Source organism: Anaerostipes sp. (assembly GCF_018381315.1).
Lineage (GTDB): Bacteria > Bacillota > Clostridia > Lachnospirales > Lachnospiraceae > Anaerostipes.
The window spans coordinates 240,219-252,527 of the sequence record NZ_JAGZSD010000005.1 but is presented as its reverse complement, the minus strand read 5'-3'; the positions used below and the strand labels follow the sequence as shown (position 1 = coordinate 252,527).

Genomic DNA, 12,309 nt, shown 5'->3' with positions numbered 1-12,309 from the left:
GCCAGGGATTTGTATATTTCCCTGGCTGTTTTCAATAAGCTGTAAGCATTTTATTCACGGTAATCTCCACGGCAAAACTCCAGATGATAGCCAATGCTCTCCATCCTGCGGCCGAGACATCCCACGCACTCGGCAGCTTCATCGCCGGTGCAGATCTTGTTGTCATAAAGGGCATAGTCTTTTCGGACATCAATCGGGGAAAGATTGGGCATCACCACGTTTGCTCCGGCTAAAATTCCTTTTTCCCGTCCTGTAGGATCAATAGTTCCAAGGGCCGTGGTAGAAGGAAGAAGAAGATGGTGATTCATCAGGCGCAGGACGCTGATCAGGAAGGTGGTAAGTTCAGCCGTACCTGACGGCTCGTCCTTAAACGGCGTATCATGATGAGGTACAAACGGGCCGATTCCTACCATTTTGGGATCCAGTTCTTTAATGAAAAGCAGATCTTCCGCCAGGTGGGCAGCTGTCTGTCCGGGAGCCCCTACCATAAAGCCGGTGCCTACATGAAAGCCGGCTTTTTTTAAGTCCCAAAGACACTGTTTCCGGTGAGCCAGAGACATCTCTTCGGGATGAAGATGCTGGTAATGTTCTTCGGTTGCAGTCTCATGGCGGAGAAGATAACGGTTTGCACCGGCTTCATGGAGAGCCTGGTAGCTTTCTGATGAGCGCTCTCCCAGAGACAGGGTGATGGCACAGTCCGGATAAGTACGGCGCATTAAGGAAACAATGGAAACCATACGTTCATCAGTGAAATAAGGATCTTCCCCTCCCTGAAGAACAAAGCTGCGGTAGCCAAGCCCATAACCGCATTCACAGGCGGAGAGGATCTGTTCTTCAGTCAGACGGTAACGGCTGACATTTCCGTTGGAACGGCGGATACCGCAGTAACGGCAGTCATTTTTGCAGTAGTTGGTAAATTCTATGAGCCCCCGCGGGAAAACTCCTGTACCGTATATTTTCTGTGCCTCTTTGCGGGCCAGGGATGCAAGGTACTCGGCATCTTCTTTTGTTCTTTGTTCTATGAGACAGATAAAGTCTTCTTTCGACAAAATCTGATCGTTATATAATCGATCAATCAATGAAAACTGGTTCATACAGATCAGGTTCCTTTCTCAGCATATTTGTGAGCATATCATACCATAATAAAAATAGAATAGAAAGCATTTCTATACCTGTCTGTTTGTGATAAAATTTTTATTGAAACTACAGGAGAGAAAGAAAGGAAATGACTATGAATGAGAATGTAACTGTTTTTAGCCATCCGCTGATCAAACATAAGATATCCCAGCTCAGGGATGAAACATGCAAAACAAAGGAATTCAGGGCGCTGGTGGAAGAAATTTCTATGCTCATGGGGTATGAGGTGCTTCGGGATCTGGAGATGGAAGAAATAGAGATCAAGACGCCTCTGGAGACAACAATGGCACCGATTATAAAAGGGAAAAAGCTGGCTTTGGTCCCGATTTTAAGGGCGGGACTTGGCATGACCGGAGGGATCCTTTCTTTAGTGCCGTCTGCGAAAGTAGGGCATGTGGGTATGTACAGGGATGAAGAGACCCTGGAACCTAAAGAATATTACTGCAAGCTTCCGGAAGGCATCGACCAAAGGATGATCCTGATTGTAGACCCCATGCTGGCAACGGGAGGATCAGCAGATGCTGCTGTGCAGTTTGTAAAGCAGAAGGGCGGAAAGCAGATTAAATTTGTTTCTATTATTGCAGCACCGGAGGGCGTAGAGAGACTGTCATCTGCCCATCCGGATATTCAGATATACTGTGGTGAGATCGACAGAGAGCTCAATAAAAACGGCTATATCCTTCCGGGACTCGGGGATGCCGGAGACCGCATCTTCGGAACAAAATAAAAAATGAATGACGGAAATGCTTTGGGAAACAATGAGAGTAATATTTGAATCTTATACCCGTATGTGCTAAACTACAAAAGTTGACGTTTTTTAAAGGAAAGTGAGTAAAAGATGGTAAGAGAAGATATTAGAAATATTGCGATTATTGCCCATGTCGATCATGGAAAGACCACATTGGTGGATGAACTGTTAAAACAGAGCGGTACCTTCCGTGAAAATCAGGAAGTGGAAGAAAGAGTCATGGACTCTAATGATATTGAGCGGGAGCGCGGTATCACGATTTTGTCGAAAAATACCGGAGTCCGTTATAATGATGTAAAGATTAATATTATTGATACACCGGGACATGCTGATTTCGGCGGAGAAGTAGAGCGCGTGCTGAAGATGGTAAACGGTGTTGTACTTGTTGTGGATGCTTTTGAAGGTCCCATGCCGCAGACCAAATTTGTGCTGAAAAAGGCATTGGAACTGGATCTTTCTGTGATTGTATGTGTAAACAAGGTAGACCGTCCGGAAGCGAGACCCCACGAAGTGGTAGACGAGGTACTGGAATTACTGATGGAGCTGGATGCTGACGATAAGCAGCTGGACTGTCCGTTTGTATTTGCATCTGCAAAAGGCGGATATGCAGTTACAGATCTGGATAACGAAAAGAAGGACATGAAGCCTTTGTTTGACACGATCATTGAACACATAGAAGCTCCGGAGGGAGATCCGGAAAAGCCAACCCAGGTATTAATCAGTACGATTGACTACAATGAATACGTAGGAAGGATCGGTGTCGGTAAAGTAGACAACGGTTCTATTAAAGTAAACCAGGAATATATGGTTGTGAATGCCCATGAGGCAGAGAAACAGCAGAAAGTCCGCATCACCAAATTATATGAATTTGAGGGGCTTAGCAAAGTGGATGTGAAGGAAGCCGGGATCGGCTCTATTGTTGCAATTTCAGGTATCTCTGATATCCATATCGGGGATACGATCTGTGACTTGGATGAGCCTGCGGCTATTCCGTTCCAGAAGATCTCAGAGCCTACGATTGCCATGCAGTTTATGGTCAATGACAGCCCTTTGGCAGGACAGGAAGGCAAATATGTCACCAGCAGACATTTAAGAGACAGACTGTTCCGGGAGCTGAATACCGATGTCAGCCTGAGAGTAGAAGAAAGTGATACAACAGACAGTTACAAAGTGTCAGGACGGGGAGAGCTTCATTTATCTGTTCTGATTGAAAATATGCGCCGGGAGGGCTATGAGTTTGCAGTGAGCAAAGCAGAAGTCCTCTATAAAGAAGATGAAAACGGCAAAAAACTGGAGCCTATGGAGATTGCTGTTGTGGATGTGCCCGAAGAATTTTCAGGGGCCGTGATCGATAAGTTGAGCCAGAGAAAAGGGGAGCTTCAGGGAATGAGTTCGGCTAAGGGCGGCTATTCCAGACTTGAATTCTCTATCCCGTCCAGAGGCCTGATTGGCTACCGGGGAGAATTTCTGACCGATACCAAGGGCAACGGTATTTTAAATACGGTATTCGACGGTTATGGACCTTATAAGGGAGATATCCAGTACCGTAAGCAGGGTTCCCTGATTGCCTATGAAACAGGAGAGACTGTAACTTATGGATTGTTTGCTGCCCAGGAGAGGGGAACCTTGTTTGTGGGAGCAGGCGAGAAGGTTTACAGCGGTATGGTCATCGGCCAGAACGGCAAGGCGGAGGATGTGGAAGTCAACGTCTGTAAGACAAAGAAACTTACCAATACCCGTGCTTCAGGCTCTGATGACTCACTGAAGCTTTCTCCTCCTAAGCTTTTAAGCCTGGAACAGGCATTAGAGTTCATTGATACGGACGAACTTCTGGAGATTACACCGGAAAATATCAGGATCCGAAAGAAGATTTTGGACCCTACGATGAGGAAAAGACAGGCATATAAGAAAAAATAATGTCAAAACCTTCCGAATATTTTGTCGAAGGATTTTTCTTCTAATTGCTACCAATTTGGAATACTCTGTATAGTACACGAATTGATACAAGAAGGGAGAAAAAGTATGACAGAAAAAGGAATCAATAATAATCAAGTGGAGGTAGCGGGCGAGATCATATCCACCTTCGAATACAGCCATGAGATTTTTGGTGAAGGTTTTTATATGGTCAAACTTTTAGTAAACAGATTAAGCGAAGCGACTGATGAAATACCATTGATGATTTCCGAACGTTTAATAGATGTGACAAAAGACTGCCGGGGCAAATATTTAAGGGCTTTCGGGCAGTTCCGCTCTTATAACAAGCATGAAGAAAACCATAATCATCTGATTTTATCCGTTTTTGTCAGGGATCTGGAATTTCTGGATTCTATGGAAGACGTGAAGCCGAATCAGATCCAGCTGGACGGATTTATCTGCAAACAGCCGGTATACCGGATGACACCTCTCGGCAGGGAGATTTGTGACATTCTGCTGGCTGTGAACCGTTCTTACGGCAAGTCCGATTATATTCCCTGTATCTGCTGGGGAAGAAATGCCAGGTTTGCCGGAAGTCTGGAAATCGGAGCCAGGATTGAACTGGTCGGAAGGATCCAGAGCCGCGAATACCAAAAAAGAATCAGTGAATTTGAGGTTGTTAAGAGAACAGCATATGAAGTTTCTGTGAACAAACTTGAAATGAAGGTTCTTGAAGAAGAGTAAACCTCCTGAATACCAGGCATATCCGGTAATTCGCCATAAATTGCGGAGTGTCCTGTGGGTATGGATTTTTCGTTGGAATGGTGATATAATAAAGCGATATTACTAAAGGAAGATTCTTTGAGGTGAAAAGATGAAAGGACGAGTGGAAGTTTACTGCGGACAGGGCAAAGGGAAGACATCGTCTGCCTTAGGGCACTGTATCAAAGCAGCAGGACAGGGGAAGCAAGTCATTATTGTTCAATTCCTGAAAGGAAAAGACACGGAAGAAATCAGCTTTATCAGACGCCTGGAACCAGAGATCCAGCTGTTCAGCTTTGAAAAGTATGATCAGCACTACATGGATTTAACTCCTGAACAGAAAAAAGAACAGGAGCACTTCATCGGCAACGGCCTCTGCTATACCAAAAAGGTCATCGACACAAGACAATGTGATGTGTTAGTGTTGGATGAGGTACTCGGACTTTTAGATCTCGGACTTCTCTCAGAGAAGGAGCTGGTGTCGCTGGTCGCCGGCAGAGACGAGGAACTGGAAGTCATCATGACGGGGAGAAGCCTGCCTGATTCATTGAAGGACTGGGTGGATGACATCTACTGTATCAGCACAATAAAAGAATCATAAGCTTACATAAGAGATTAGGAGGAATGTATATGGCTATTTTTACTGGAGCCGGCGTTGCATTGATCACGCCGATGAAAGAGGATTTATCAGTAGACTACGATCAGCTTGAGAGGGTCATTGATGATCAGATCAAGAACGGGACAGACAGCATTATCATCTGCGGGACCACAGGAGAAGCATCCACAATGTCCCATAAGGAGCAGATAGAGGTGGTTGCCGCATGTGTTTCCTGTGTCAACAAGCGGGTTCCGGTTATTGCCGGTGCAGGCGCTAATTGCACAGATGAAGCCCTTCATCTTGCCAAGGAGTCGGAAAGAGTCGGAAGCGACGGGCTTTTAGTTGTAACTCCATACTATAATAAAGCAACCCAGGCCGGTTTAGTTGAATATTACGAAAGTGTTGGAAATGCAGTAAACATTCCGATCCTTATGTATAATATCCCGGGCCGGACAGGAGTAAATATCCAGTCCAAAACTGCAGCAAAGATTTTTAAATCTGTAGAAAATATCGTAGGAATGAAAGAAGCCAGCGGAGACCTTTCTCAGGTTGCAGATACTCTTTATCTGACAGACGGCGAGATTGACATGTACTCCGGCAATGATGACCAGATACTCCCGATCTTATCACTTGGAGGAAAAGGTGTGATTTCTGTATTGTCAAACATTGCACCGCAGGAAACTCATGATCTGGTAATGAAGTTCTTAAACGGAGATATAAAGGGCAGCCAGGAGCTTCAGATGAAGTACATGGATGTTATTCATAAACTTTTCTGTGAAGTGAATCCTATTCCTGTCAAGAGAGCGATGGCAGAGCTTGGATACGGAGCCAATGCTGTCAGAAGGCCTCTTACTGAGATGGAAGAAGGCCATGCCCAGGAACTCATCGAAGCTATGAAAAAAGTTGGAATTCTTTAAGGAGCAGCACGAATGATAAAAGTAATGATGCACGGCTGCAACGGAGCTATGGGACAGGTTATCAGCAAGATCATTGATGAATCTGACAGCGCTGTGATGGCAGCCGGAGTGGACTTTAAGGACGATGGACATAATCCATATCCGGTATTTAAGAATCTTGAGGACTGCAATGTGGATGTAGATGTTATTATTGACTTTTCATCCTCAAAGGCAACAGACCATCTGCTGAACTATGTAGCAGAGAAACAGATTCCTCTTGTACTCTGTACAACCGGACTTAATGAAGAACAGATAAAGAAGGTTCATGAGACAAGCAAAAAGACAGCAGTTTTAAGATCTGCAAATATGTCTCTTGGTGTGAATATTCTGTTAAAGCTTGTAAATACGGCAGCAAAGGTGCTGGCAGATGCAGACTTTGACATTGATATTGTAGAAAAGCATCATAAGCTTAAGGTGGATGCGCCGTCAGGAACGGCACTTGCCCTGGCAGATGCAGTAAACGAAGCACTCAGCAATGAATATGAGTACGTTTTTGACCGGAGCCAGAGGAGAACGGAACGTCCGAAAAAGGAAATCGGAATTTCTGCAGTCCGCGGAGGAACCATTGTCGGTCAGCATGATGTGATTTTTGCCGGGCAGGATGAGGTCATCGAATTTCATCACACGGCATATTCCAAGGCCATTTTTGGAAAAGGAGCGGTCAGCGCTGCAATTTATCTGGCAGGAAAGCCGGCAGGCATGTATGACATGAGCGATGTGATCGGTTAAATAGTATTTGAAACCAAAGGCGGTACGGTAATCCAGCGTACTGCCTTTTTGTGAACATACGAAAGAAAGAGTGAATTTTATGTTATCAAAAAAAGTGTTAGAACTGTCCGGGCAGCATTCTGTGATCCGGGATATATTTGAATTTGGGATGGAGAGAGCAAAAGAAGTAGGACCTGAAAATGTATTTGATTTCAGCATCGGAAATCCTTCTGTTCCCGCACCAAAAGAAGTGGATGAGACAGCGGTAAAATATATAAAAGAAGGAGATCCTGTAGCGGTTCACGGTTATACAAGCAATGCAGGTATCTTTGAGGTCAGGGATGCTCTGGCAAAATCTTTAAACAGCAGGTTTGGGACTGATTACCGGGCAGAAAATATCTTTATGACCATCGGCGCAGCGGCAGCTATCGGTATTTGTTTTAAAAGTCTTGTGGACGGGCCGGAGGATGAAATTATCACCTTTGCTCCGTATTTCCCTGAGTATCAGGTGTATGCACAGGGGGCAGGGTGTAAGCTTAAGGTGATTCCGGCAGAGACAGATACATTTCAGATTGATTTTGACAGACTGAGCGCAGCCATAAATGAAAATACAAAAGCTGTACTGATTAATTCTCCGAACAATCCATCGGGAGCGGTTTATTCAGAAGAGACTATTAAAAAACTGGCAGAACTTCTGAGAAAAAAGCAGGAAGAGACAGGGCACAGTATTTATATTATATCAGATGAGCCATACAGGGAGATCGTGTATGACGGAGTGAAACTGCCGCATGTTCCTTTTTATTATGACAACACACTGGTCTGCTATTCCTTCAGCAAGTCTCTTTCCATACCGGGTGAGCGGATCGGGTACATCATAGCGCCCTGTGAAGCAGAGGATTTTGACCATCTTCTGCCGGTTTTTATCGCTGCGGGAAGGCTGCTTTCTTATGTAAGTGTCCCTGCCTTATATCAAAAGGTTGTGGGAGACTGTGCAGACCTTACATCGGATCTGTCCGTATACCAGGCAAATAAGGATCTGTTTTATCATGCACTGACCGAGATGGGATATGAATGTGTGGAGCCGGGAGGAGCATTTTACCTGTTCCCGAAAGCTTTAGAACCGGATGCAAATGCATTTTGTGAGAGAGCAAAAAAATATGATCTTTTGATGGTTCCGGGGGACAGCTTTGGATGCCCGGGTTATGTAAGGATTTCTTATTGTGTGCCTACAGAACGTATTGAAAAGGCGCTGCCGCTGTTTCAGAAACTGATTGATGAGTATAAGGAGAGATAACATGAAGTCTTGGAGAGATAGTGTAAGAAATGTGATTCCGTATACTCCGGGGGAACAGCCGAAGGAAGACGGAGTGATTAAACTGAATACCAACGAAAATCCGTATCCTCCCTCTCCGAAGGTTTTGGAGGCCATGAAAGATATTAAGAATCTTAGGAAATATCCTGATCCGGCGGCAGCTGATCTGGTGAAAGCCATAAGTTCTTATTATGGACTCGATAGTGATGAAGTGTTTGTGGGGGTAGGTTCCGACGATGTTTTGGCAATTGCCTTTCTGACCTTCTTTAATTCGGAAAGGCCGGTTTTGTTTCCTGACATTACATACTCTTTTTATGATGTGTGGGCAGACCTGTTTCAAATTCCGTATGAGACAAAGGCTCTGGATGAAGGATTCGGCATTTGTGCGGAGGACTATTACGGAGAAAACGGGGGCGTGATTTTTCCAAACCCCAATGCACCGACAGGTGCACTTTTAGAGCTTGAAACAGTCAGAGATATTTTAGATCATAACAGAGATGTTCTTGTGATTGTGGATGAAGCTTATATTGATTTTGGAGGAGAAAGCGCAAAAAGCCTGATCCCTGAATACGACAACCTTTTAGTAGTGCAGACGTATTCCAAATCCCGTTCACTTGCAGGGCTCAGAATCGGTTATGCCATGGGAAACAAAGAGCTGATCAAAGCAATGAATGATGTAAAATATTCCTTTAATTCTTATACAATGAATGAGCCGTCCATCGTCATGGGAAAAGCAGCGATTGAAGATGAGAAATATTTTCAGGAGACGAGAAATAAGATCATGAGAACAAGGGAATGGTTCCAGAAAGAATTGAAAGAGCTTGGGTTTTCATTTGCAGATTCCAGTGCAAACTTTGTCTTTGCATCCCATCCCGGTATACCGGCCAAAGAACTTTTTGAGGCGGCGAAGAAAGAAAATATCTATGTCCGCCACTTTGATAAGCCGAGAATCAGCAATTATTTAAGAATTTCTATTGGTACTGATGAAGAAATGCAGTCTCTGGTCAGATTTCTAAAATCCAAAGTAACGAAATAGAAGATCAAAGGCAGGCGGCCGGAGAAATATTCCGGTACCGCTTGCTTTTTTTCTCAGGATAAGCTAAGATAATATTGTAATTATTTCAAAATTATGGAATATACGGGGAGGGGTATGGCGTAGAATTCCGTTCCACATGGAAGGAGCGCTTATGTTGACCAGGCAGGAATTTTTTGATTATGTAGAAGAGCATATTTTAGAATATGTCAGAGATCCGAAAGATAAGAAAGCCGTTATGAGGCAGGTAACAAAGAATAACAATACCAGCCTGAACGGCCTGTGTATCGGAAGAGAGGAAGAGACGTGCCAGCCCATTATTTACGTGGATACTTTTTATACAGAGTATCAAAGCGGTGTTGATTTGGGAGAGCTTTTGTGCAGGATGGGCGCTCTTTATGAGGAAAGCAGAACAGACTGTCCGATCCAGCCGGAGCTGTACAGAGATTATCATTATATGAAAGATCATCTGTTCTTCCGGCTCGTAAACTATGAGAAGAATAAAAAACAGCTGGAGGACTGTCCTTTTGAGCGTGTGGAGGATCTGGCAGTTACCTTCCGCTGGTTTGCCCATCACGACAGAGATGGAATGGCCAGTGCCCTTATACGCAGCCAGGATCTCAAGCTTTGGGGCATCACCGAAGAACAGCTTGGAAAGGATGCCAGAGAGAACACGGAAAAGGTTTTTCCTCCTCTTCTCCGCCCTATGGAACAGATCTTTCCGCAGATGAGAGGGAGCAGAGGAAAGCTTTATGTTTTATCCAACCGGGAAGGGCTTAACGGTGCCGGCACTGTACTGTACCGGGGAATCCTGGACAGATTTTCAGATAAGGTCCGGGGAGGGTTTTATATTCTTCCCAGCAGTATTCACGAGGTGCTTCTGGTGCCGGCAGACGGTGAAAGCGACCCGGCGGCGCTTGCTGAACTGGTCAGGGAAGTCAACCGCACGGTGGTAGAGGGGGATGAGATTCTTTCGGACAGGGTTTACTATTATGAAAAGGGGCAGAATCTATTTATGACGAAAGTGTGAATTTTGCATCTGCAGGGGCTGCGACCTTGTCATCGGAAGTCGGGTACTTTATAATAGATGTAATTAAAAATCTGGGGTGATGAAAATGAGACGTTGGGAAATATACTTAGAAATTTTTATGGAGCTTATTGTGATTGCAGGAGGGGCATTCCTTCTGATATTTGTTTTGCCGAAGTGCATCGGCTTTTTATGGCCGTTTGTGGCTGCGTGGATCGTAGCGATGCTGGCTCATCCTGTCATTGCTTTCCTGGAAGACAAGATCCGCCTGCCTAAGAGATTTGGTTCGGCATTGATTATTATCGCAGTGATTGCAGGCCTTATTGCTTTGATCTCTTTTGTAGTCAGCCAGCTGGCCCAGCAGATCGTCGGATTTGCAGCCAGTCTTCCTGACCTGAGACAGACAGTCCAGACCCAGCTGATGAACTTAAAGGAGCAGATATTTCATTTGATGGAGTCCCTGCCGTACGGTTTTGGGGATAAGCTCGATACGATGCTTGGTTCCACAGATAAAGTACTGGATAAGGCAGTGGGAGCTATCGGCAACTATGGAATGGAACATTCAGGAAATGTTGCCAAGGGGATGACCAGCGGATTTATCGGAACCGTCGTTATGTTCTTTGCCTCTTATCTTTTTATTGTGGATAAGGAAAAGATCATGCAGGGATATGAAAAACATGTTCCGAGGATGGTACGCCATAAGATCGGCATCTTTTATCACAATACCCTGGGAGTACTGGCCAGTTACTGCTGGGCCCAGGTGAAGATTATGGTTATCATCATTGCCATACTTTGGATCGGGTTCATTCTTGCGGGGATCAGCTATGCGTTTTTCCTGGCTGTTGTGATCGCTATCCTGGATGTTCTTCCGATCCTTGGGACAGGGACAGCCATTATACCGTGGGCACTCTATAAGATTCTCACAGGAGATATCAAGACAGCCGTGATACTGCTGATTATCTATGTGATCTGCCTTGTGACCAAGCAGGTGCTTCAGCCTAAGATGATGGGAGACAGCATGGGGATTTCTCCGCTGACCACTCTGTTTTTGATTTACATTGGATTAAAGCTTTCCGGCATCGGAGGCATGTTATTGGCTCTGATCCTGGGCATCTTTGTTTACAATCTGTATAAACTTGGAGTTTTTGACCGGAAGATTGCATTTTTCCAGCGGAGGATCGAGATGCTGACGATTAACAGTGAGAAGGAAGAAGAGCAGATCAGGGAAGAACTCGAGAGAGAAGAAAGAGAGGGTAAGGAATGAGTTACGCAGATACTTTGTTTATAAATATGTGCCGGGATATTTTAGACAACGGCACCAGCACAGAGGGAGAGAAAGTCAGACCCAAATGGCCGGACGGGACGCCGGCTTACACAATAAAGCAGTTTGGGGTGGTCAACCGGTATGATTTATCCAAAGAATTTCCGGCGCTGACGCTCAGAAAGACATTTGTTAAATCTGCTGTGGATGAACTGCTTTGGATCTGGCAGAGAAAGTCCAACAGCATTCATGATTTAAAGAGCCATGTGTGGGATGAATGGGCAGATGAAGACGGATCCATCGGCAAGGCATACGGTTATCAGATGAGAGTGAAGCATCAGTATGCAGAGGGAAAGATGGACCAGGTGGACAGGGTGATTTATGATCTGAAACATAACCCGTACAGCCGCAGGATTATGACGAATATTTACGTTCACCAGGATCTGCATGAGATGAAACTTTACCCATGTGCCTACAGCATGACGTTTAATGTGACGAAAAAACCGGGACAGGATAAGCTTGTACTGAATGGTATTCTCAACCAGAGATCCCAGGACATTCTGGCAGCAAACAACTGGAATGTTGTCCAGTATTCTGTATTGATCTATATGCTTGCCCAGGTATGCGGCATGGAGCCGGGAGAGTTTGTGCATGTGATTGCAGATGCCCATATTTATGACAGGCATATTCCGGTGATTAAAGAGCTGATTCAGCGTCCGGTTTATGATGCACCGAAGTTTACACTGAATCCGGATGTGAAGGATTTTTATGAGTTTACTCTGGATGATATTAAGATAGAAGATTACAAGGCAGGAGAACAGATTAAGGATATTCCGATTGCCATATAGGAGAA

General features: G+C 44.8%; 12 protein-coding genes. 11 read left to right on the top strand and 1 reads right to left on the bottom strand.

From position 1 onward, the window contains the following. Positions 1-50: 50 nt before the first annotated feature. Positions 51-1,094, bottom strand: coding sequence for a [FeFe] hydrogenase H-cluster radical SAM maturase HydE (hydE, locus tag KH180_RS06175; protein WP_290757871.1), 1,044 nt, complete (start codon positions 1,092-1,094; stop codon positions 51-53). 137 nt (positions 1,095-1,231) lie between these two features. Here hydE and upp point away from each other — a divergent pair, with 137 nt between their 5' ends. The 11 genes from upp (at position 1,232) to thyA (ending at position 12,304) form a co-directional block, all read left to right on the top strand. Then, a complete protein-coding gene (gene upp, locus KH180_RS06170) occupies positions 1,232-1,864 on the top strand; it encodes a uracil phosphoribosyltransferase (RefSeq protein ID WP_290757868.1) in 633 nt (210 codons plus the stop codon). Positions 1,865-1,975: 111 nt separating this feature from the next. Then, positions 1,976-3,802, top strand: coding sequence for a translational GTPase TypA (gene typA / locus KH180_RS06165; protein WP_290757865.1), 1,827 nt, complete (start codon positions 1,976-1,978; stop codon positions 3,800-3,802). 105 nt (positions 3,803-3,907) lie between these two features. Further along, positions 3,908-4,543 (top strand): single-stranded DNA-binding protein, encoded by a 636-nt coding sequence (locus KH180_RS06160; protein WP_290757862.1) that lies wholly within the window; start codon positions 3,908-3,910, stop codon positions 4,541-4,543. A gap of 130 nt (positions 4,544-4,673) precedes the next feature. Beyond that, on the top strand, positions 4,674-5,162 hold the full coding sequence (locus KH180_RS06155; protein ID WP_290757859.1) for a cob(I)yrinic acid a,c-diamide adenosyltransferase: 489 nt from the start codon (positions 4,674-4,676) through the stop codon (positions 5,160-5,162). A 29-nt stretch (positions 5,163-5,191) separates the two neighbouring features. Then, positions 5,192-6,076, top strand: coding sequence for a 4-hydroxy-tetrahydrodipicolinate synthase (dapA, locus tag KH180_RS06150; protein ID WP_290757856.1), 885 nt, complete (start codon positions 5,192-5,194; stop codon positions 6,074-6,076). A gap of 12 nt (positions 6,077-6,088) precedes the next feature. Beyond that, a complete protein-coding gene (gene dapB, locus KH180_RS06145; protein ID WP_290757853.1) occupies positions 6,089-6,844 on the top strand; it encodes a 4-hydroxy-tetrahydrodipicolinate reductase in 756 nt (251 codons plus the stop codon). Between the two features lie 79 nt (positions 6,845-6,923). After that, positions 6,924-8,117: a pyridoxal phosphate-dependent aminotransferase gene (locus KH180_RS06140; RefSeq protein WP_290757850.1), complete on the top strand. Its 1,194-nt coding sequence runs from the start codon at positions 6,924-6,926 to the stop codon at positions 8,115-8,117. A 1-nt stretch (position 8,118) separates the two neighbouring features. Then, positions 8,119-9,171 carry a histidinol-phosphate transaminase gene (gene hisC / locus KH180_RS06135; protein ID WP_290757847.1) on the top strand — a complete coding sequence of 351 codons (1,053 nt, stop codon included), beginning with the start codon at positions 8,119-8,121 and terminating at the stop codon, positions 9,169-9,171. Between the two features lie 151 nt (positions 9,172-9,322). Then, positions 9,323-10,198: a DUF5688 family protein gene (locus KH180_RS06130; protein ID WP_290757845.1), complete on the top strand. Its 876-nt coding sequence runs from the start codon at positions 9,323-9,325 to the stop codon at positions 10,196-10,198. 85 nt (positions 10,199-10,283) lie between these two features. Then, entirely contained in the window at positions 10,284-11,459 is a 1,176-nt protein-coding gene (ytvI, locus tag KH180_RS06125; protein ID WP_290757842.1) for a sporulation integral membrane protein YtvI, read from the top strand. Next, positions 11,456-12,304, top strand: a complete 849-nt coding sequence (gene thyA, locus KH180_RS06120; protein WP_290757839.1) for a thymidylate synthase — start codon at positions 11,456-11,458, stop codon at positions 12,302-12,304. The genes ytvI and thyA overlap by 4 nt, the downstream gene beginning before the upstream one ends. Positions 12,305-12,309 lie beyond the last annotated feature (5 nt).

Excerpts from the sequence above, each read along its gene's own strand:
- typA (WP_290757865.1), top strand. The coding sequence starts at position 1,976 with ATGGTAAGAGAAGATATTAGAAATATTGCGATTATTGCCCATGTCGAT.
- KH180_RS06140 (WP_290757850.1), top strand. The coding sequence starts at position 6,924 with ATGTTATCAAAAAAAGTGTTAGAACTGTCCGGGCAGCATTCTGTGATC.
- dapA (WP_290757856.1), top strand. The coding sequence starts at position 5,192 with ATGGCTATTTTTACTGGAGCCGGCGTTGCATTGATCACGCCGATGAAA.
- hisC (WP_290757847.1), top strand. The coding sequence starts at position 8,119 with ATGAAGTCTTGGAGAGATAGTGTAAGAAATGTGATTCCGTATACTCCG.
- dapB (WP_290757853.1), top strand. The coding sequence starts at position 6,089 with ATGATAAAAGTAATGATGCACGGCTGCAACGGAGCTATGGGACAGGTT.
- upp (WP_290757868.1), top strand. The coding sequence starts at position 1,232 with ATGAATGAGAATGTAACTGTTTTTAGCCATCCGCTGATCAAACATAAG.
- KH180_RS06155 (WP_290757859.1), top strand. The coding sequence starts at position 4,674 with ATGAAAGGACGAGTGGAAGTTTACTGCGGACAGGGCAAAGGGAAGACA.
- ytvI (WP_290757842.1), top strand. The coding sequence starts at position 10,284 with ATGAGACGTTGGGAAATATACTTAGAAATTTTTATGGAGCTTATTGTG.
- thyA (WP_290757839.1), top strand. The coding sequence starts at position 11,456 with ATGAGTTACGCAGATACTTTGTTTATAAATATGTGCCGGGATATTTTA.
- KH180_RS06160 (WP_290757862.1), top strand. The coding sequence starts at position 3,908 with ATGACAGAAAAAGGAATCAATAATAATCAAGTGGAGGTAGCGGGCGAG.
- KH180_RS06130 (WP_290757845.1), top strand. The coding sequence starts at position 9,323 with ATGTTGACCAGGCAGGAATTTTTTGATTATGTAGAAGAGCATATTTTA.
- hydE (WP_290757871.1), bottom strand. The coding sequence starts at position 1,094 with ATGAACCAGTTTTCATTGATTGATCGATTATATAACGATCAGATTTTG.